The organism is Delftia sp. CH05, assembly GCF_009827015.1.
GTDB classification, from domain to species: domain Bacteria; phylum Pseudomonadota; class Gammaproteobacteria; order Burkholderiales; family Burkholderiaceae_C; genus Comamonas; species Comamonas tsuruhatensis.
Genome location: NZ_WUMG01000030.1, coordinates 1 through 20656 on the forward strand (window position 1 = coordinate 1; position 20656 = coordinate 20656).

Below are 20656 nucleotides of genomic sequence, written 5' to 3' on the forward strand. Positions count from 1 at the left end.
AATAGGGCCTTGGGATCGATGCTTTCGTTTTCGCTGAGCATTTCCACATCGAGGCTGAAGAGCTGGCTGATGTTTTCCTGGCCGCGCAATTCACGGAAATGCAGTTCATCGCCCAATGGCGTATGGATGGTGACTCGGCGTGTCATTGTATGAACCGCCCTGGGGGCGGCCTCCCGTCTCTTGGTGAGCGGGGATCATAGACAAGCCGATGGCTATAGGGCAATCAAATGCAGGGTCAGATACATCCTGTAAATGTAAGCAATTTCCCATCTTGGATACAGGCATGTATTTGAATGGCATGCCACCCATTGATCTTCAATGCCATTCAACCCTCCATCGCGCCTTGAATTTCGCCTTGAACTGCGAATGCACTGCGCGTGCTCACACTCCCAAATACCGTTCCCACAGCGCTCTGTCCCCATCCAGCGCGGCCGAGTCTCCGCTCCATACGACCTTGCCGCGCTCCAGGATGAGGTGGCGGTCGGCCAGGCCCAGCAGGCGCTCCACGTATTTGTCGATGACCAGGATGGTCTGGCCAGCGGCGCGCAGTTGGGCCAGGCAGGACCAGATCTCTTCGCGGATGCGGGGGGCCAGGCCCTCGGTGGCTTCGTCCAGGATGAGCAGGCGCGGGTTGGTGACCAGGGCGCGGCCTATGGCCAGCATTTGCTGTTCACCACCCGACAGTTGGTTGCCCATGTTGGAGGCGCGCTCGCCCAGGCGGGGGAACAGGGCGAACACGCGCTCGGGCGACCAGGGCTGTGCCGCGCCGGGACTGCCCGAATTGCGATGTGCCACAAAGGCCGTCAGGTGCTCGCGCACCGTGAGGTTGGGAAAGCACTGGCGGCCTTCGGGCACGATGGCCACGCCGGCGCGGGCGATGCGGTCGGTGGCCCAGCCGGCGATGTCCTGCCCGGCAAACACCATGCGGCCGGCGCGCAGCGGCAGCTGGCCCAGCAGCGTGCGAAGCAGCGTGGTCTTGCCCATGCCGTTGCGGCCCAGCAGGGTGACGACCTGGCCTGCCTCGATGCGCAGGTCCACGCCGAACAGCACCTGGCTGGGTCCGTAGCCGCTTTGCACGGCCTGCATTTCGAGCATCACGCGCCCTCCTTCACTTCTTCGTCTCCCAGGTAGGCCTGGCGCACATCGGCGTTGCCACGTATCTCGCCGGGCGTGCCGGTGGCGATGATGCGGCCGTAGACCAGCACGGAGATGCGGTCGGCCAGGCGGAACACGGCCTGCATGTCGTGCTCCACCAGCAGCATGGCGGCGCGGCCGCGCAGGGATTCGATCAGCTCGGTCAGGCGCAGTGTTTCATCAGGCCCCATGCCGGCCATGGGCTCGTCCAGCAGCAGCACGCCGGGCCGCGCGGCCAGGGCCAGCGCGAACTCCAGCTTGCGCTGCTCGCCGTGCGGCAGCGTGCCTGCGGAGCGCTGCAGCAGGCTGGCGTCGATGGCGCATTCACGCGCCAGCTCGCGCGCCTGCTCGTACAGCGCAGCCTCGGCCGCGCGCGGGCGCCAGAAGCGGAAACTGCTGCCGGCATGCGCCTGCACGGCCAGCACCAGGTTGTCCAGCACGCTGGACTGCTTGAAGATGTTGGTGATCTGGAACGACCGCGACAGCCCCGCCGCCACGCGCTGGTGGGCGTTGAGTGCGCTCACGTCGCGCCCGGCCAGTGCCAGGGTGCCGGCGTCGGCCGCCAGCGTGCCCGACAGCAGATGGATGAGCGTGGACTTGCCCGCGCCATTGGGGCCGATCAGCGCATGGATCTCGCCAGGCGCCAGCGACAGCGAGACATGGTCGGTGGCCAGCAGCGCGCCAAAGCGGCGCACCAGGCCCTTGGCCTCCAGGGCCGGGGTGGGGATGGAGATAGGTGTGGCCGCGCCGCTCATGCCTGCCTCCCGCGTGCGGACCACAGGCCCGTCAGGCCGCGTGGCGCGCCGAACACCACGCACAGCAGCAGCAGGCCCAGCGGCAGGTGCCAGTACTCGGTCCACATGCGAAGCACTTCCTCCAGCGTCAGCATGACGACGGCGCCGGCCACGCCGCCCCAGCGCAGGCCCACGCCACCGACCAGCACCATGATCAGCAGGTTGGCCGACTGGGTCCAGTGCATGAGGCTGGGCGAGATGAACAGGTTGTGGTTGGCTAGCAGCGCGCCCGCCAGCCCCGCCACCGCGCCGCTGAGAACGAAGGCCACGAGCTTCAGGCGGTAGACCGGGTAGCCCAGCGACTCCATGCGCGACTCGTTCTCGCGCACGCCCTGCAGCGCCTTGCCGAAGCGCGAATCCACCAGCCGGCCGAACAAGGCCATCAGTACCGCGAACAGCGCCAGCACCACGTAGTAGAAAGAAACGTCGTGGCCCAGGTCCAGCCCGGGCAGCACGGAATGGCCGGGCAGGTTCAGCCCGTCCTCGCCGCCGTACTGGCGCAGCGAGATGAAGATATAGAACAGCATCTGCGCAAAGGCCAGCGTGATCATGATGAAGTACACGCCGCGCGTGCGCAGCGACACGGCGCCCGTGGCGGCGGCCAGCAGCCCGGCCAGCAGCGCGGCGGCAGGCCAGGCGACCAGGGCCGAGGTCACACCGTTCATGGCCAGGATGCCCACCGCATAGGCCCCCGCACCGAAGAAGGCCGCGTGCCCCAGGGCCACCATGCCGCCATAGCCCAGGATGAGGTTCAGGCTGGTGGCGGCCAGCGCGTAGATCAGCACGCGGCGCACGAAGGAGATGTAGAAGTCCAGCCCCAGTGCAGGCGCCACCAGCGGGAACACCGCCAGCGCCAGCAGGGCCAGCGCGGTCCAGGCGAATGTGCCGCGGAATCTGCTGTGTTCCATGCTCAGCCTCGCGCAGGGAAAAGGCCGGAAGGACGGTACACCAGCACCACCGCCATCAGCACGTAGATGGAAATCGCCGCCAGCGTGGGCCCCACGCTGGACGCCACGGCCGGGGAGAACACCTGGCGCAGCAGCATGGGCAGGAAGGCCCGCCCCGCCGTATCCACCATGCCCACCAGCAAGGCACCCACCAGGGCGCCGCGTATGGAGCCTATGCCGCCGATGACGATGCACACCAGCACCAGGATCAGGATGTCCTCGCCCATGCCCACCTGCACCGAGGTGATGGGTCCCAGCAGCGCGCCCGCCACCGCCGCCAGCATGGCGCCCAGCGTGAACACGCCCAGGAACAGCAGCGGCACGCGCACGCCCATCAGCGTGGCCATCTGGCGGTTGGAGGCGCCTGCCCGCACCAGCACGCCGGCGCGCGTGCGCGTCACGAACCAATACAGGCCCAACGCGGCGGCCAGGCCGAAGACGATGATCATCAGCCGGTAGGCCGGGTACATGAGATCGGGCAGCAGCTGCACGGGCCCGGACAGCGCAGCCGGCATGTTCAGCATCACGGGCGCCGGGCCCCAGACCATCTTGACCAGGTCATTGGCGATGAGGATGACCGCATAGCTGCCCAGCACCTGGGCCAGGTGGTCCCGCACGGCAAGGCGCCGTATCAGCACCAGCTCCAGCACCACACCCGCCACGCCCGTGGCCACGGCCGCCACCAGCACCGCCGCCGTGAACGAGCCCGTGCGCTGCAGGGTCTCGGCCGCCACATAGGCGCCCGCCATGTACAGCGAGCCATGGGCCAGGTTCATGATGTCCATGATGCCGAACACCAGGGTCAGCCCGGCCGCGATCAGAAACAGCATCAGCCCGAACTGCAGGCCATTGAGCAATTGCTCCAAGAGCAGCGTCCACGTCATCCACACGCCCCCTGCCGCGGGCGCATCGGCCCGCGCGCGGTCAACAAATCATCCGGCTTTGAAAATCAAGATCAAGGCACGCCGCGCCCGACGGGGGCGCGGCGGCGGGGTCACATCTTGCAGTCGTTGACGTAGACGTCCTGATATTTATCGAACACCTTGCCCACCAGCTTGTTGGTGATGCGGCCGCTGCCATCCTTCTCGATCACGCGCTGGTAGTAGGCCTGGATGGGGTAGTGGTTCTTGCCGTACGTGAAGGGGCCGCGCACCGAGGCGTAGTCGGCCTTCTCCAGCGCCTTGACGATGGCCTGGCGGTCCGAGGCCTTGCCGCCGGCCTGCTTGACCGCCGCATCCATGGCCATGATCACGTCATAGGCCTGGGCCGCGTAGACCGAGGGGTTGCGGCCCTTGTACTCCTTGCGGAAGGCCTCGACGAAGGCCTTGTTCTGCGGCACGTCCAGGTCATGCGCCCACTGCGCGGTGTTGACCATGCCCAGCATGGGCTCGCCCACGGCCTGGATCACGTCCTCGTCGGCCGAGAAGCCCGGGCCGATCAGCTTGACGCTTTGCGACAGCCCCGTGGACACGAACTGCTTGACGAAGTTGATGCCCATGCCGCCCGGCAGGAAGATGTAGACCGCATCGGGCTTGGCCGCGCGGATCTGGGCCAGCTCGGCCGCGTAGTCGATCTGGCCCAGCTTGGTGTAGACCTCTTCGCCGGGCGCGGTCTTGTAGCCGCGCTTGAAGCCGACCAGCGCATCCTTGCCGGCCGGATAGTCGGGCGCCATGATGAACATCTTCTTGAAGCCACGGTCGGCGGCCAGCTTGCCGGCTGCCTCGTGGAAGGCATCGTTCTGGTAGGACGTGCCGAACCAGAACGCATTGCACTGCGCGCCCGCGAACTGGCTGGGGCCGGGATTGTTGGACAGGTAGGGCACCTTGGCGCCGAACAGCGCCGGGCCCACGGCCAGGGCCACGTTGGAGCCGATGGGGCCGGTGAAGAAATCCACCTTGTCGCGCTGTATGTAGCGCGTGACCAGCTGGCGCGCCTGGTCGGGGTTGCCGCCCATGTCGGTCTGCAGGAACTCGGCCGGCTGGCCGCCCAGCTTGCTGCCCAGCTGCTTGATGGCGAGGTTGAAGCCATCGCGCGCCTCGGCGCCCAGCGCGGCAAACGGCCCGGAAATATCGTTGGCGATACCGACCTTGATGGTGTCCGCCTGCGCGAGCGCGGGAACAAAGGCAGGGGCCAGGGCCGCTGCGGCCAGGAAGGGGGTGAGGAAACGCATGCTGCTGTGCTCCTTGCGCGGGCCGCGCGGATGGCAATCGGTGGTGAGGCAGTCTTCCGTCACGCTGGACGGGAAACTCTGTAAGGGCTGGAACGGTTGGCGCGGGTCTTAGTTTAGGTTTAAAGTATTTTGCAGAACAAGTCTGGGACTTGTACCAATACCTGCCATACAAACCATTTCGCGCCATCTCCGTTCCAATGCCCGCACTCTACCGTCACTACGACCGCGCCGGACTCGATGTCCAGTACAACGCCCGCGCGACGGTACCCGACATCACCCCCATCATCAAGGCCTATGCCGACGACAGCCGGGCTGCGCGCCAGAGCCTGCCCTGCGCGCTGAACGTGGCCTATGGCGAGCATGCCGACGAGCTGCTGGACATTTTCCCGGCAGCAACCGGGGCGGCAGGCGCCCCTGTTCTCTTCTTCATCCATGGCGGGTACTGGCGGCTGCTGTCCAAGGACGACTCCAGCAGCATGGCGCCCACCTTCACGCGCGCCGGCGCCGTGGTGGTGGCCCTGAACTATTCGCTGGCGCCCGCCGTCACGCTGGACCGCATCGTGGACCAGACACGCCGCGCCCTGGCCTGGGTGCATGCGCACATCGCCCGCTACGGCGGCGACCCGGGCCGCATCCATGTCTGCGGCAGCTCGGCCGGCGGCCACCTGGCGGGCATGCTGCTGGCCGGCGGCTGGCATGCGGACTACGGCGTGCCCGAGGACGTGGTGCGCGGCGCCGCACCGCTGTCGGGCCTGTTCGACCTGCGCCCGCTGGTGCACACCCACATCAACGAATGGATGCGCCTGAGCGAGCAGGACGCCATTCGCAACAGCCCCGCCCTCCTGCCGCACGGCGCGGCCTGCCCGCTCATCGTCAGCTACGGCGAGAGCGAGACCGATGAATTCAAGCGCCAGAGCGACGACTACCTGGCCGCCTGGAACCAGCGCTGTGGCCCCGGTCCATCGTCAGGCCAGTACGTGGCCATGCCCGGCACCAACCATTTCGACATCGTGCTCACCCTGAACGACCCGGCCAGCCCGCTGACGCGCGCCATCCTCGCGCAGATGGGCTTGAGCGCCCCCACACCGCAGAACCAGCCATGACCCACGCTCCCGACCTGGAGTCGCGCGCCGCGCCCGACGACCACCATGCGCTGCGCCTGTGGCTGCGCATGCTCACCTGCTGCAACCTCATCGAAGGCGAGATCCGCAACCGCCTGCGCAGCGAATTCGACACCACCCTGCCCCGCTTCGACCTCATGGCCCAGCTGCAGCGCGCGCCCGAGGGTATGAAGATGGGCGAGCTGTCGCGCCACATGATGGTGACCAACGGCAACATCACCGGCATCACCGACCAGTTGGAGAAGGAGGGCCTGGTGGTGCGCACCAAGGTAGAGTCCGACCGGCGCAGCTCCGTGCTGCACCTCACCCCGCTGGGCCGCAAGACCTTTGCGCGCATGGCCAAGGCGCATGAGTCCTGGGTCATGGGCATGTTCGGCGACATGCCGCAGGCCAGCCGCAACGACCTGTACCAAGCGCTGGGCGACCTCAAGCAGCAGGTGGTGGCCCACCGCTCGCCCACGGACTGAGCGCACGCAGACCCACCCCCATTCAGCCCTGCACGCAGTTGCGCCCTGCGGCCTTGGCGCGGTACAGCGCACGGTCGGCCGCTTCCACCAGCGCCACGGCGGCACCTTGGGTGGAGCCGTGGGTAGTGCCTTGTGTAGCGCTTTGTGTAGCGCCTTGAGTCGCGCCAGCCTCACCGCACTGCGCTGTCGCCACGCCGATGCTGGCCGTCACATGGCCGAAGCGGCTGCTGCGGTGCTCCAGGCCCAGGCCCTCGATGCGCGCACGCAGCCGCTCGGCCACCTGCAGCCCGCCGGCATGGTCCGTATTGGGAAGCACCACGGCCAGCTCCTCCCCGCCGTAGCGCGCCGCCATGTCGCCGGGCCGCTGCACGGCCTGGGCCAGGGCGCGACACACTGTCTGCAGGCAGGCATCGCCCGCCACATGGCCGTAGGCGTCGTTGTAGCCCTTGAAATGGTCCAGATCGATCAGCAGCAGCGACAGCGGCGTGCCCTCGCGCACGGCGCGCCGTGCCTCGCGCTCCAGCACCTCGTCGAAGCGGCGCCGGTTGGCCAGGCCCGTGAGCTGGTCCTGGGCGGCCAGCACCTCCAGCCGGCGGTTGGCCTGCAGCAATTCCTCGCGCGCGCTGACCAGGGAGCATTCGGCACGCGAGCGCAGCCGCATCGCCGCCGTCAGCCGCCAGCCGATCAGCGCAATCGCCAGAAACAGCCCCAGCACCACGGCCAGCGTCAGCTGCGCCTGGCGCTGCCAGGAACTGAGCGCCTCGTCGCGGCCCAGGGCCACCGTGGTCACCAGCGGATAGCGCTCGCTGCGCAGGAAGGCATAGATTCTTTCCGTGCCATCCAGGCCCGAGCGGAACGACGCCGTGCCCGACATCGCCCCCGCATAGTGGCGCAGGAAATTGGGCGACTGCGAGAAGTCCCGGCCCAGGTCCTGCTCACGGAAGGGGTGGCGCACCAGCAGTTGCCCGCCCGGCGTGCTCAGTGAAATGGCGCCCTGCTCGCCGATGTCGATCTTGCCGAACAGCCGCAGGAAATTTTCCACACCCAGCGTCACCACGACCACGCCGGCAAACTGGCCCTCGCTGTCGGTATAGCGCCGGCTGATGGTGATCACCCATTCGCTTGTGGAGCGGCTGCGGATCGGCGGCCCGATGTAGATGCCTGACGACGGGTCGTCGCGGTGGTGCGTGAAGAAGTCGCGGTCCGCGCTTTGCGTTCCTGGGGGAAACGTCCCCTTGGACGACATCAGCCAGCGCCCCTGCGCGTCCACGACCAGCAGCTCGTTGAGCTGGTTCAGCAGCTGCTCCTGGCGGTTGACCAGATGCAGCACGCGCTCCAGGTGCGCGGCACCGGCGCCATCCAGCTCCAGCCTTTCGGCAATGCCCAGCAGCAGCATGGAGCTTTGGGTGATCACGCCTTCGGAATAGGTATTCAGCGTCTGCGCCAGATTGCGGTTGACGGTATCCACCTCGGCCAGCGTGCGCTGGCGTGCAGCCACCAACTGCCACACCGTGGCCGCCGACACCGACACGAACACCACGGCCAGCAGCCAGCCCACCAGGCGGGTATCGCGTTTGACGGGCCGACCGCTGCGGCTGCGGCAGGCCCTTGTCCACCAATCCCTCTTCGTCACATGCACCTGCGCCATCTCGGCGGTCTCGCCGCCGTCCGATCTTGGGGTTTTCTGCGTCCGGGTTCAACGCCAGTGCAGCTTCCTTCCGCAAGCGATTCCCGTCCTCGACCCAGGTCGAGCCGGAAAAACCCGCGAACCCGGTATTGTCCCCGGCTTCGGAAAAATCGGCCGGCAGGGTTGGGATTGGGGGGTGCTGCCGGCAGTTTCAGGCTGAATGCGGATGGCAGGCCTGTGATCACAGGCCTTATCGTCAAGGCATGGGTGATCAGCCAGGGCCGTCGCTCGCGGCAGCAAGAAGCGGCACCAAGACATCACCGATCGGGGTCGGAACCCCGCGCGCCCGGCCGCGGCGCGCGATAACGCCGTTGCGGATATCCCATTCGAGCGGGCGGCCTGCTTCGCGATCCGCCAGTATGGACGTGCCCAGGTCGGCAGGGGATGCCTGGAACTTGTCGAGGATCGCCTGCGGAACCTCATCGCCCAGTTCAGCACCTTCGGCGCGTGCCACGGCCAGGCACTCCTGCAGATAGCCCAGTGTGAGCTTGGAGATGTCGTGCCGGCCGTACATGCCCGAGCGGCGATGCGTGAGCGCCATGAGCCCGGCCGCCGCGTTCTGCAGCAGCTTTTGCCAGGCCAGAGATCTGAAATTCGAAACCAGGTCTACCAGGCACCGGGAGCCTTGCAGTGCCTGCGCAACCACGAGGGAGGCCGCTTCGTCAGGCAGGCTGATCCGAGCATCGCTGCGCAGGAGCACCGACCCATCGGATTGCGCCTGCGCAGGGAACCACACGACTGCAGGAACGACTCGCCCCTGAGGGCACAGCGCAGTGACACTCTCCAACTGCTCGACCCCGTTTTGCAGGACACACACGACGGTTTGCGGGCCGCTCAACGCCGCAAGCCATTGCGCAGTGGCAGCGGTCTGAGTCGCTTTGACCGCGAGAAAAACGAGGTCCACCGGGCGTGCAATCTGTGCTGGATCCGTTCTCACCGGCCCGGGAACAACGATGCGAACACCGCTACCTTGCAGCACCAGGCTGTCGCGCGGCGTACGGCCGCAAAGCATGGGCGTGCGGCCGACTTCGTGCAACGCAGCAGCGACGGTGGTCCCGATCGCACCGGGCCCCAGGACAGCGATTCTTGTATGGACTTGTTGATTCACTGAAGCGGATTCCTCGAAACGGATGCTCGGCGCCGGCCTCGACACCTGAAAAGGACAATTATGGAGTGCCACGGGCGCAGTGGAGGGCTGCTCTTGGCTGTGCGTGCATAGGTGCAATGCATCTTGATAGTTTCTCAGTATTCATCCCGGCAAAATACACGTCAGTGGACTTTTTCACTGGGCATGCAATATGATTTGACGAACATTGCAGTATTCCGTAACGATTGACGCATATCCGGCTTTGATATTCCGTGCCTTTTGGCGAATTGCTCGACCGCCGCTGTGTCAAAACGCGTAGTCTGGATGAAGTCCAGGGCTTCGGCATCCGTATTCAAAAACCGCGCGACCGGAGGAATGCTCAAAAGCCATTTCAGCAATCGGAGCGAAATATGATGCTTTGGGGACTTTATTCCAAGAGGTTGTGCCACCTCTGCCAGGAGTTCTCGCAAGTTGGGACTTTGGTCGTCAAGCGCCAGAAGCTCCTGACCGGCCATGGAAGGATCAAAAGCGCAAGCCGAAACCAGCTCGACCAGATAATCCACAGTGACCAATGGCAACCAGTGCTCTGCGCTACCGGGCACTGCAGCCAGTTTTCCCTGTGCCAGATTGCGTATCAGATCCACCAGAGGCTGGCTGCAAGGTATATGTCCCGTGCGGCTATGACCACAGACCGTTGCGGGGTGCACGACGGTCATTTTCCCTCCCTTGGCAGCCATGAACTCCAGGGTCGCGAAATGCGCCTCCAGTTTGCTCCCCTCGTAAGCGCCGACACGCCGATAGACGGCAGGCCAATGAGTCCTTTCCGGATGGCCGGGATCAATTCCGATGCGCTGCAGATGTTCATTGTTCTTCAGCATATAGCCGCCGATCATCACCAGCCGGCTATCTTGCTGCGCTGCCAACAACGCCACGCGCTTTGCACCTTCCACATTCACTGCACGCGAATGCTCCATTGAAAGGCCCCACGCGAAGTGGGCGCCCAGGTGGAACACAACTTCGGCCTGCCGCAAAGCCTCTCGATCGGAAAGACTCAAGCCGAGGCTCTCCTGCTCCAGATCGCCAGCCACGGCAAAGACCCGGTTTGCGACACCTCCCAGATTGTCGACCTGCTCCCGCAATTGCGCCAGGCGCTCCGGGCGACGCATCAGCACCCGAATCGTGTGACCTTTTGCGCTCAGGCATGACACCAGATGCAGGCCGATGAAGCCGGTCCCTCCCGTAACAAAGCACTCCACGCTCATTTTTCTGCTCCTTGGCACGATGAAAAATCGAGTGTAGACTGTCGACCCAACTCTATAGTCAAGCGTTTTTTCATGAATATCGGCGAACTCGAGGTCCGCAGCGGCGCCAGCCGCCATACCCTGCGCTACTACGAGAAGATCGGCCTTATCGCACCATTGCGGCGAAACAACAATTACCGTGTTTACACACCACAAACCCTGCAGGATCTTGGATTTATCCAGCGCGCACAAAGCATGGGATTTTCTCTTGCGGAAATAGGCGAAATTCTGGACGCTCAGAGAAACAAGTCAATCGATTGTGCCGAGGGTGCCAAGTTGATTGAAAAGAAAATGCTGGAAATCAGAAAGAAAATCACTGAGCTCAAAAGCATTTATCGGTATTTGGACGAGGAGCGTGCAAATCTCGAGGCCAGTGCTGCCCAGCAACTTGAGCTTCAGCGACTCAACAACGCCTTGAAGTGAGCTGTCGGCATCCAGACAACAGCGGCAATCGCTGCATGGCTGCTCCCGGCATCACCCGAGTACATCCGCGCAGCCTGGACAGAAAACGCATCTGCCGCGCCAAGGCATGGCGCAGCCATTCATCCACGGCTATGCTCAATACCTTTGCCGTTGCGCAGCCGGCGCCCGCCCTGCAACGGACCTTGACTGTTCAGGACCTCCCATGCACATCGAACCCGGCGTCGTCAGCCCCGAAAAAATCGCCCTCAGTTATGTCACCGCCGCAGCGGCCTTCGGCCTGACCGCCGCCCTGGCACGGCAAAGCCTGCGCGACAACGGCGGCTGGCTCGCGCTGCTGGCCCGCAGTGTCATCACCACCGCGCTGGTGTTCAGCTTCTTCGAGGTGTTTCCGCACGAGCCGGTCGGCGTGTCCGAGGTCCATCTGATCCTGGGCTCGACCTTGCTGCTGATGTTCGGCGCGGGAGCTGCGGCCATCGGCCTGGCGTTCGGCCTGCTGGTGCAGGGCCTGTTCTTTGCCCCCTTCGACCTGCCGCAGTACGGCATGAACGTCACCACCTTGCTGGTGCCGCTGTATGCGGTGAACCAACTGGCGGGCCGGCTGATTCCCGCCGGCACGGCCTATGTGGACATCAGCTACAGGCAGGCCCTGGCCCTGTCCACCACCTACCAGGGCGGCATTGTCCTGTGGGTCGCGTTCTGGGCCATCTACGGCCACGGTGCCAGCCTGGCAACCTTGACCGAGGTGGCAAGCTTCGGTGCTGCCTACATGTGCGTCGTGCTGGTGGAACCCCTGGTGGACCTGGCGGTGCTGTGGCTGGCCAAGCGCCTGGCGACCTTCACCCAAGGGCCGCTTTTCAATACCCGCCTGCACGCCGTTGCCGTCTGACAGGGCCGGCTCCCCCGGTCACGGTTGACGCCCCATAGGGCATCTTGCCCCGGTGCTCCCGCCTTGCCGCCCCCGGGCCACCATGGCAAAGCGGGGAGCGGCAGGTGCATGGACGGCCCCGCGCGCAGCCGTGGCCGCTTCCTTTTGGTCCAGAATGACCAGGTCCCTCTTCATCAGCCTGCCGGCAAGCAAGCTCGGCAAATCCACCGCCTTCCACAAGGCCCCGGGCTTCCAACAGAGCCCGCAGCCCAGCAGTGAAGACGGCTTCGCCATGGTCTGGAGCGGCGGGATGCCTGCGCAGTGCAAGGACCCGGCGTTCGCCTCCGCGACGTGGCCTTGGCAACGCGGCCGACGCCGGAATCGCTGCAGCCGGGTGATCGGGCAAGCCTGAAAACCCGCTTCCTGCGACAATCCGCCCCGCTCGCTTTGCTCCACTGCATCGCGACGGCACGGACCGTCGCCGCATTGCTCCTTGTCTGGCGGCTCTCACAAGGAGCGCGCCTGCGCCGATACCTCCATCGCCCATGGCTCTCGACCCCTTCACCCTGCTCGTTCTCACCACGGCCATGGCGGCCGCTTCGGCGCTGTATCTGGCTGCGGAATGGAGCAGCGTGCGCGAACGCTCGCTGCTGCTGTGGAGCGCGGGGTTCGCCATCATCGTCGTGGGCTGCGTGCTGGCCCTGCTGCGTTCCAGCGGCCATGTGCTGCTGGGCATCTGGTTTCCCAACGGCCTGCTGATCGCCGCCCACTGGCTGTTCCTGGCCGGGGTCGCCGGATTCATGCGCGTGCGGCTGTCGCACTTCTGGTGGCTGCTGGCCGTCGTCTGGCTGGCCATGCTGTTTCTGCCAGACGGGCCCTGGTGGTCCAAGGCGATGCTGGGCATCCAGTCGCTGCTGATCGCCATCACCACCTTGCGCGCCGGCCTGCTGCTGCGCCCGCATGGCGGCGCGCTGGGCATGGGCGCGGCGCAGTTGAGTTTCGTGCTGCTGGCCCACGGCCTGTTCTACCTCGCCAAGGCAGGATCGACCGTGGCGCTGGACGCCTTCGTCAACCTGGGCAGTTTCCGCGGCACGGTGATCCTGATCTCGCTGGTGGAGGGCGTGATGGCGATCATGCTGCTGGCCATGTCCATGACCGGGACGGAGCGCCATCGCCGCGAGGAGCGCATCGCGCAGATTGCCGCCCGCGATCCGCTGACCTCCCTGGACAACCGCCGCGCGCTCTATCTGCGCGCACCGGCGCTGCTGGCACAAGCCTCGCCGGCCCGCCCCGGCGCCCTGCTGCTGATCGACATCGACCACTTCAAGCAGGTCAATGACCTGCACGGCCACGATGCCGGCGACCGCCTGCTGGTGACGCTGAGCGACCTCATCCGCAGCGTGCTGCCTCGCGGCGCACTGGCCGCGCGGCTGGGCGGGGATGAGTTCGTGATCCTGCTGCACAACGTCTGCGGCACGGCCGCGCAGGCGCTGGGCCAGGACTTGCGCGAGGCGTTTGTGCAGCAGGCGCGCGCGATGTTCGCGACGCCGCAGCCCGTGTCCCTGAGCATCGGTGCGGCCTTGTTCGACCAGCCCGGAACAGAGCTGTCCCACTGGCTCAAGCAGGCCGACGAGGCCCTCTATGCATCGAAGCGCAAGGGACGGGACCGGATGGAACTCGCCCCGCTTGCGCCAGGGCGGCCCCACGGATGATCTGCTTGCCGCAGGTGGGCCGCTTGCGTGCGCTTGCAGGTCACATCTGCCGCTGATAGGGGTCCGGGCCGGTTCAGTCCGGGTCGTTTTGGCGCCTCAAGGCGTCAATGCAAAGTCCACCGCAGCCTCGGCATGCAAGGCCGTGGTGTCCAGCACGGGCACGGGGCAATGCGCCTGCTGCACCAGCAGGCTGATTTCCGTGCAGCCCAGCACCATGGCCTGGGCGCCCTGCCCGGCCAGCTGCGCCATGATGCGCTGATAGGTGCGCCGCGACTCTTCCCGTATCCGGCCTGCGCACAGTTCCTCGTAGATGATGCGGTGCACTTCGGCGCGGTCCGCCTCCTGCGGCACCATCACCTCCAGCCCCTGCTGCTGCAGGCGCTCGCGCATGAAGGGCTGCTCCATGGTGAAGCGGGTGCCCAGCAGCCCCAGCCTGCGGTGGCCTGCCGCCCGGGCCGCATCGGCCACCGGGTCGGCAATGTGCAGAAAAGGGATGCGCACCGCTGCCGCAATGCGGTCTGCCAGCTTGTGCATGGTGTTGGTGCACAGCAGCACCCCATCCGCCCCGCCATCCTGCAGCCGCCGCGCGGCATCTTCCAGCAAGGCAGCTGCGTCATCCCAGCGGCCTTCATGCTGGGCCAGCTCGATGGGGCCAAAATCCACGCTGTACATGAGCAGTTTTGCAGAGCGCAGCGGACCCAGCCGGTCGCGCACGCCCTGGTTGATGAGCCGGTAGTACTCGGCGCTGGACTCCCAGCTCATGCCCCCGATGAGACCGATGATGCGGTGAATTTCCGTGTGGTTCGCGTTCATGCCTTCAGTGTGGGCAGCGCCCGGTTTCCCGTCTATCAAGAAATTTCAGTTCAAGACACAAGGCGCCAGGGTGATGAAAGTTCAGGAACTACCGGGATTCGAGGTGCAGCTGCTGGGCCGCGCGGCCTATAGCAGCCATGACCCGACCCGCCTTCATTCGCTGGGCATTGCGCTGGAGCGCCAGCAAGGCGTGCATGCCATTGGCAGCGACCGCCGCGTGGACTTCGACACATGGCCCGGCACGGTGGCACGCACGCCACCGGGGGTGGATGTGTTTTCCGAATCGGCCACGGGCGGCGAGTACCTGGTGGTTCGCTGTACCCCTGCGCAATGGGAGCAATGGCTGGACGACGCAGTGCCTGACACCGAAGCCCGGCGCGTTGTACACCCTGGCCAGCGCGCCGCCTTGCAGATTGCGCACCAGCTGCGGCAACTGCTGCTTTGCCCCGAGACGAACACCCTGGCAATAGAGCAGGCAGCCCTGCACTTCATGGCCCGGCAATGCGTCGATGCGAGGGATGTGCCCCATGCGCCCATCCCGCGCATCGATGCATTGCGCCCGGTGTATCGGCCGGTTCTGGAGCGCATGGCGGCCGAGTTTGCACAGCCGTTGAGCATTTCCCAGCTGGCCCGGATGACCCGTCGCACCCCGCTGCGTTTTCTGCGTGAGTTTTCCCAGCTGCTTGGCATGACTCCGCATGCCTATCTTGTGGAGACCCGCATACAGGCGGCCCGCTCCATGATGCGGGCGGATGCCGATTCGCTGGCCTGTATCGCCCACGATTGCGGCTTCAGCCATCAATCGCACATGGGAGCCGCGTTTCGCAAACATCTGGGGCTGACGCCCAGCCAGTACCTGGCCCGCATTCGCCATACGGCCAGGCAGTGACCGATGGAGCACCTGGAACCGTCACGCCCGGGGCATGCGGCATGACCGGTGTTCCAGACGGTGCAATGAACTTGCAAGTTCCCGCGTTGGCTTTTCATTCCCATTGTCAATCCGAACAGACGGACTCGACCTGCGCACTTCAACCGCGCATACTTAGGGCCATTGCTCTCCCCCTGTTCTGATTTGCGATGGCGCGGCAACCCCAACCTTGCCGTGTTCCTGCCAATGGAGCGGACTACCGATAATTCATTCCCGTTATCAACGGCATATCGTGCCGCTCGGCCATACCGGGCAGAACTGAGGACCGCCAATCCGCCAGCAGCGCGTCAATTCAATGTGCGTACACATCTGATAGAGCAGATCAATGAAATGACCCCTCGAAAATCCACATTCGCACCTTTGAGCAGAATTTTTGCTTTCGCCATTGAACTGGATGGAGTGGACCGTGTGCTGTCCGTGGTCCGGCGGCATCTTGGCATGGATGTGGCCTTTGTGGCCCGATTCCGCGAAGCGGATCGGGTGCTGGAGCATGTGGACGAGAGCACTGGCGGAGTGATTTTCCGGCAGCAGAAGATTCCATTGAACGAGGGCTATTGCCAGAAGGTGGTCAATGGCGAATTGCCGCAGTTGATTCCAGACACGTCCCGTTTACCCGCTGCACAGGGAATACCGGAGACGCACACCATTCCCATCGGCTCGCACCTGAGCGTACCGATCCGCCTGGATGACAACCGTCTGTACGGCACCTTGTGCTGCTTCAGCCACCAGCCCAATCCCGCGCTGGGTGAGCACGATATGTCGCTGTTGCGGGCATTCTCCGATTTATTGGGACTGCATTTCAGTGCAACTTCTGCGGTCCAGCATGCAAGGGACAAAGCAGCCAACGAAATCCGCCTTGCCATGCAGGGCAATGCGCTGCGCCCTGTATTTCAGCCCGTATACACCATCGCGACAGGCAAGCTGCACGGTTTTGAGTGCTTGTCGCGCTTTGACCTGGAGCCATTTCGCCCGCCAGACCAATGGTTCAAGGCAGCGCACGAAGTCGGCCTGGGGCTGGAGCTGGAGCGCCATGCAATCGACACGGCGCTTGGCGCGCTCGGTCGCCTGCCAACCGATTGGCTGCTCGCAGTCAACTGCTCGCCGCAGCTGATCCAGTCGGGGCAGCTGCCCCGGCTTCTGGGTTCGGACCAGGATCTGTCGCGCGTGACGCTGGAAATCACGGAGCATGCCGCCGTGGATGACTACAGGGCTTTGGCCGATGCACTGGCTCCGCTGCGGCGCCGGGGCGCGACCTTGGCAGTCGACGATGCCGGTGCCGGCTACTCCAGCATGCGGCACATCCTGCATCTTCAACCGGACATGATCAAGCTGGACATGAGCATCACGCACGACGTCGATACCGACCGCAGCCGCCGTGCGCTCGCCAAGGGGCTCACGAGTTTCGCGCACGAAATAGGAAGCGTGGTGGTCGCCGAAGGTGTGGAGACTGCCGAGGAATTCAATGCGCTGGCAAGCCTTGGCGTGGATCTGGCCCAGGGCTACTTCTTTGCCAAGCCGATGGGGTCAGCACAGGCGCTGGCCATGGGGCTTGCCAGGGCCTAGGGCCCAGGCGTTCAAGCTTTCGAGCCTGCGTGAATGCGTGAATGCGTGAATGTGCTGTGGCGACGCAGCGTTCTCCCGCCACCTTGACCGGGATCAAGCGCACACCAGCCATGGTGCCCGAGCAAGGCGCCCGTTGCGCGAAGCCGTAGTGCACCCGGCGCATAATCGCCTGCATTCTTTCCCCAGCCCATCCGCCATTGCAGGTCTGCATGCGGCAGGCGCGTCCAGCGGCCATCGCGGCGCCCCAGCATTTCCCCAGACTTCCAGCAACAGCCTCCCGGCAGGCGGTCATGGGCATGCCTACGGTGAACCCAGATGGAAGTTTTGAAGCAACTCGAACCCCTCATGCGCGACATCATCGCGCCCCAGGCCGCGCAGATCGACGAGCAGGCACGCTACCCGCGCGCCGCGCTGGATGCACTGGCGGCAGCCGGCCTGCTGGGCCTGATCAGCGCCAGCGAGGTGGGCGGCCTGGGCAAGGGCCTGGCCGAAGCGGTGCAGGTCGTCGAGCGCATTGCCCAGGACTGCCCCTGCACGGCCATGGTGCTGACCATGCACTACTGCGGCGTGGCGCTGATCGAACCCTTTGCCGACGACCCTGTGCGCCGCGAGATCGCGGCCGGCCGCCACCTCACCACGCTGGCCGTGTCCGAAGCCGGCTCGCGCAGCCATATCTGGGCGCCGACGGGCACGGCGACCGCCGCTGAAGATGTCATCCACCTGAACGCGCTCAAGAGCATGATCACGTCGGCCGGCGAGGCCGATTCCTATGTCTGGATCTCGCGCGCCACGCAGGGCGAGGGCAATACGCTGTGGCTGGTGGACAGCCGGCTGCCGGGCCTGTCCATTCCCGGACGCTTCAACGGCATGGGGCTGCGCGGCAATGCGTCCTCGCCCATCGAGGCACGCAACGTGGGCGTTCCACGCGCCCGCATGCTGGGCGCCGACGGCGAGGGCGAGGCCGTGAAGGGCCGCTATCTGATGCCCTTCTTTCCCACGCTGATCGCCACGACGTCCATCGGCCTGATGCAGGGCGCGCTGCGCCGCGCCGTGGCCCATGTGGCGGGCACGCGCTTTGCGGAAAGCGGCAGCTCGCTGGCCGACCTGCCCACCATCCGCGCCTACCTGGCCCGTGCCCAGCTGCGCCTGGAGCAGGCCCGCCTGCTGCGCGACGATACCGTGGCCGCCGTGCAGGCGGCCCGGTCCGATGCGCGCACCCGCCTGCTGCAGAGCAAGGCCGCAGCCGCCGAGGCCGCACTGGAAGTGACTGACATTGCCATGCGCGTGTGCGGCGGCGCCGCCTTCCGCAAGGAGCTGGGCATAGAGCGCCTGTTCCGCGATGCGCGCGCCGCCTCGGTCATGGCGCCCACCACCGATGTGATCTACGACATGCTGGGCAAAGGCATGTGCGACGCCGCCGCCTGAGCCTGAACGGCAGAACCCGTCGATCGCTTCACCCCTCCTCCCCCATCCAGCAAAGGACTTCCGCATGACGACAACCGCCCCCGTGATCAAGCTCGGCGCCGTGGCCTACGCCCCCAAGGTGATCACCATCTGGGAAGGCTTCAAGGCGTATTTCATCGAGCGCGGCTACTACTTCGACTACGTTCTCTATTCCAACTACGAGTCGCTGACCGAGGCGTTGATGGCAGGCGATGTGCACCTGGCCTGGAACTCGCCGCTGGCCTTTGTGCGCGCCGACCGCATGGCCCGCGCGCGCGGCCTGCGCGTGGAGTCCATCGCCATGCGCGATACCGACCTGGACCTGCATTCGCTGCTGGTCGTGCCCGCAGACAGCCCCATCCAGAGCGTGCAGGACCTGCGCGGCAAGACCGTGGGCTTCGGTGCCGTGGATTCGCCCCAGGCCACGCTGATCCCGCTGGACCATCTGCGCCAGCAAGGGCTGGTGGCCGGGCGCGACTACACGGCGCGTCGCTTTGACGTGCTGGGCGGCAAGCATGGCGACCACATCGGCGGCGAGCGCCTGGCCGCCGCCGCCATGGTGACCGGCGAGATACAGGCTTCATGGATGGTGGGCAAGAACTACCTGGCCTTTGCGCGCGAAGGCACGCTGCCGGCCGGCGGCACGCGCGTGCTGGCCACCTCGGGCGCCTTCGACCACTGCAACATGACGGCCGGCCCGCACATCGATGCCGGGCGTGCCGCCGCCTTCCGCGACATCCTGCTGGCCATGTCCTGGGACGACGCGGCAGTGCGCCCGCTGCTGGAGCTGGAAGGCCTGAAGGTCTGGCACCCGGGCCGCGGCACGGGCTACGGCCTGCTGGAGCGCGCGGTGACGGACGAGGCCTTCTACGACGCCGAAGGCCGCATCACCGTGCAGGACTACCGTTACTGACACGCGCCATGGCCATGCCTGATTCCTCCAGCCCCGCCCAGCAGGCCGCCGATATGCAGGCTGCCGATCTGCCTGTCATCGACCTGCAGGGCCTGGGCTTCGATGCCGGCGCCCATCTGCTGGTCAAGCACGCGCTGGCCGCCCTGCCCGTGGGCGGGCAACTGCGCGTGACCGGCAGCGCGCCGGCCTGGCAGGCCCAGCTGTCGGGCTGGTGCAGCGACCAGGGCCATGGCCTGCGCTGGGAGGATGGCGTGGATGCAGCACAGGCCATGGCCATCGTGGCGCGCGGCGGCGCCCAGGCCGGGCGCTGGCGCGGCGCGGCGCAGACGGGCCGCAGCGATGCGCGCTCGGGCGACGGTGCCGTGGCCGCGCAGGCCCAGCCTTTCTGGGGCCTGGCCGCGCGTGGCGCGCAGGTGGAAGCCGGCGCGCCGGCCTTCCATTTCCGGCTCAGCGACAAGCTGCAGGTCTGGACCGACAGCGCCTCCGACCTCTACGCCCAGGCCGTGGCCGCGCAGTGGAATGCCGACACCGACATCGACTGGAACGACGCACCCGAGCTGCCCGCGCCCGTGGAGGACGCCATCGTCCAGCTCATGACCTACATGGTGGAGAACGAGAACGCGGCCCTGCTGGTGCCTGCGCGCTTTCTGGGCCAGCTGCACCCGCACTACCGCGAGCTGCAGGCGGCGCTGGCCATCCAGGTGGCCGACGAGGCGCGACATATCGATGTCTTCACGCGCCGCATCCGCCGCCACGGCCGCGAGCCCGCGCTGTCCACGGCGGGTGGACAGGCCTCGCTCAAGAGCCTGCTGGACGAGACGGATTTTTCCGTAGCGGGCTTTTTGCTGTCGGTGCTGGGCGAAGGCACCTTCGTGCACCTGCTGCAGTTCCTGCAGACCGAGGCGCCCGACCCCCTCACACGCCAGATCTGCCGCCTGGCCGCACGCGACGAGGCGCGCCATGTGGCCCTGGGCATGTCCCACCTGCTGTACCGCCTGCAGCACGAGCCCGGCTTCCAGCACCAGCTGGCCCAGGCCGTGGAGCAGCGCTTCGACAACCTGGCCGGCACCTCGGGCCTGAACGAGGAAGTCTTCGACGCCCTGATCCTCATCGCGGCCGGCACCCTCACCCCCGAGGCCCTGGCCCGTGGCGCCGCCCGCGTGCAGCAGCTCATGCGCGACATGGCAGACGGGCGTCTCTCCAAGCTGCTGCGGCTGGGCTTCGAGCGCGGGCACGCCGAGCGGCTGGCCTCGCTGCATACGCGCAATTTCATGTAGGCACGAGAAAC

At 66.0% G+C, this 20656-nt stretch carries 19 protein-coding genes; 10 read left to right on the plus strand and 9 right to left on the minus strand.

Translation table 11 applies throughout. From position 1 onward, the window contains the following. Positions 1-381: 381 nt before the first annotated feature. From GRX31_RS20380 to GRX31_RS20400, 5 genes are all read right to left on the minus strand, one after another. The gene (locus GRX31_RS20380; RefSeq protein ID WP_016450644.1) at positions 382-1095 is read right to left on the minus strand and encodes an ABC transporter ATP-binding protein; all 714 of its coding nucleotides are present in this window, start codon (positions 1093-1095) and stop codon (positions 382-384) included. Next, positions 1095-1889: an ABC transporter ATP-binding protein gene (locus GRX31_RS20385; protein WP_160854481.1), complete on the minus strand. Its 795-nt coding sequence runs from the start codon at positions 1887-1889 to the stop codon at positions 1095-1097. Before GRX31_RS20385 ends, GRX31_RS20380 begins: the two co-directional genes overlap by 1 nt. Next, on the minus strand, positions 1886-2836 hold the full coding sequence (locus GRX31_RS20390) for a branched-chain amino acid ABC transporter permease (RefSeq protein WP_160854483.1): 951 nt from the start codon (positions 2834-2836) through the stop codon (positions 1886-1888). Before GRX31_RS20390 ends, GRX31_RS20385 begins: the two co-directional genes overlap by 4 nt. Before the next feature lie 2 nt (positions 2837-2838). After that, a complete protein-coding gene (locus GRX31_RS20395) occupies positions 2839-3759 on the minus strand; it encodes a branched-chain amino acid ABC transporter permease (protein WP_047326908.1) in 921 nt (306 codons plus the stop codon). A 110-nt stretch (positions 3760-3869) separates the two neighbouring features. After that, on the minus strand, positions 3870-5045 hold the full coding sequence (locus GRX31_RS20400; RefSeq protein WP_013801786.1) for an ABC transporter substrate-binding protein: 1176 nt from the start codon (positions 5043-5045) through the stop codon (positions 3870-3872). A gap of 197 nt (positions 5046-5242) precedes the next feature. Here GRX31_RS20400 and GRX31_RS20405 point away from each other — a divergent pair, with 197 nt between their 5' ends. Then, positions 5243-6148: an alpha/beta hydrolase gene (locus tag GRX31_RS20405; RefSeq protein WP_016453223.1), complete on the plus strand. Its 906-nt coding sequence runs from the start codon at positions 5243-5245 to the stop codon at positions 6146-6148. Continuing rightward, the gene (locus GRX31_RS20410; RefSeq protein WP_012206289.1) at positions 6145-6633 is read left to right on the plus strand and encodes a MarR family winged helix-turn-helix transcriptional regulator; all 489 of its coding nucleotides are present in this window, start codon (positions 6145-6147) and stop codon (positions 6631-6633) included. The genes GRX31_RS20405 and GRX31_RS20410 overlap by 4 nt, the downstream gene beginning before the upstream one ends. Before the next feature lie 22 nt (positions 6634-6655). Here GRX31_RS20410 and GRX31_RS20415 read toward each other — a convergent pair whose 3' ends face one another. The 3 genes from GRX31_RS20415 to GRX31_RS20425 form a co-directional block, all read right to left on the minus strand. Next, the gene (locus GRX31_RS20415) at positions 6656-8281 is read right to left on the minus strand and encodes a sensor domain-containing diguanylate cyclase (protein WP_151019497.1); all 1626 of its coding nucleotides are present in this window, start codon (positions 8279-8281) and stop codon (positions 6656-6658) included. A gap of 250 nt (positions 8282-8531) precedes the next feature. Further along, complete coding sequence (locus GRX31_RS20420; protein WP_160854485.1) at positions 8532-9428, minus strand: oxidoreductase; 897 nt, start codon at positions 9426-9428, stop codon at positions 8532-8534. A gap of 161 nt (positions 9429-9589) precedes the next feature. After that, positions 9590-10669, minus strand: a complete 1080-nt coding sequence (locus GRX31_RS20425; RefSeq protein ID WP_160854487.1) for an SDR family oxidoreductase — start codon at positions 10667-10669, stop codon at positions 9590-9592. Between the two features lie 72 nt (positions 10670-10741). Between GRX31_RS20425 and GRX31_RS20430 the strand changes: the two genes are divergently transcribed. The 3 genes from GRX31_RS20430 (at position 10742) to GRX31_RS20440 (ending at position 13708) form a co-directional block, all read left to right on the plus strand. After that, complete coding sequence (locus GRX31_RS20430; protein ID WP_043790259.1) at positions 10742-11131, plus strand: MerR family transcriptional regulator; 390 nt, start codon at positions 10742-10744, stop codon at positions 11129-11131. Between the two features lie 202 nt (positions 11132-11333). Further along, positions 11334-12017 carry an energy-coupling factor ABC transporter permease gene (locus tag GRX31_RS20435; RefSeq protein ID WP_160854489.1) on the plus strand — a complete coding sequence of 228 codons (684 nt, stop codon included), beginning with the start codon at positions 11334-11336 and terminating at the stop codon, positions 12015-12017. Positions 12018-12541: 524 nt separating this feature from the next. Then, complete coding sequence (locus GRX31_RS20440; protein WP_017406008.1) at positions 12542-13708, plus strand: GGDEF domain-containing protein; 1167 nt, start codon at positions 12542-12544, stop codon at positions 13706-13708. A gap of 96 nt (positions 13709-13804) precedes the next feature. On the opposite strand, the gene GRX31_RS20445 is transcribed toward GRX31_RS20440, so the two are convergent. Next, positions 13805-14521, minus strand: a complete 717-nt coding sequence (locus tag GRX31_RS20445; protein WP_016450656.1) for an aspartate/glutamate racemase family protein — start codon at positions 14519-14521, stop codon at positions 13805-13807. 73 nt (positions 14522-14594) lie between these two features. On the opposite strand from GRX31_RS20445, the gene GRX31_RS20450 reads away from it, so the two are divergent. The 5 genes from GRX31_RS20450 (at position 14595) to GRX31_RS20470 (ending at position 20645) form a co-directional block, all read left to right on the plus strand. After that, positions 14595-15410 carry a helix-turn-helix domain-containing protein gene (locus GRX31_RS20450; protein ID WP_160854491.1) on the plus strand — a complete coding sequence of 272 codons (816 nt, stop codon included), beginning with the start codon at positions 14595-14597 and terminating at the stop codon, positions 15408-15410. Positions 15411-15779: 369 nt separating this feature from the next. Then, on the plus strand, positions 15780-17012 hold the full coding sequence (locus tag GRX31_RS20455; protein ID WP_034367634.1) for a sensor domain-containing phosphodiesterase: 1233 nt from the start codon (positions 15780-15782) through the stop codon (positions 17010-17012). Between the two features lie 315 nt (positions 17013-17327). Next, entirely contained in the window at positions 17328-18437 is a 1110-nt protein-coding gene (locus tag GRX31_RS20460; protein WP_160854493.1) for an acyl-CoA dehydrogenase family protein, read from the plus strand. A 64-nt stretch (positions 18438-18501) separates the two neighbouring features. Continuing rightward, positions 18502-19368 carry a phosphate/phosphite/phosphonate ABC transporter substrate-binding protein gene (locus tag GRX31_RS20465; RefSeq protein WP_160854495.1) on the plus strand — a complete coding sequence of 289 codons (867 nt, stop codon included), beginning with the start codon at positions 18502-18504 and terminating at the stop codon, positions 19366-19368. An 8-nt stretch (positions 19369-19376) separates the two neighbouring features. Further along, entirely contained in the window at positions 19377-20645 is a 1269-nt protein-coding gene (locus tag GRX31_RS20470; protein ID WP_160854497.1) for a ferritin-like domain-containing protein, read from the plus strand. Positions 20646-20656: the final 11 nt, after the last annotated feature.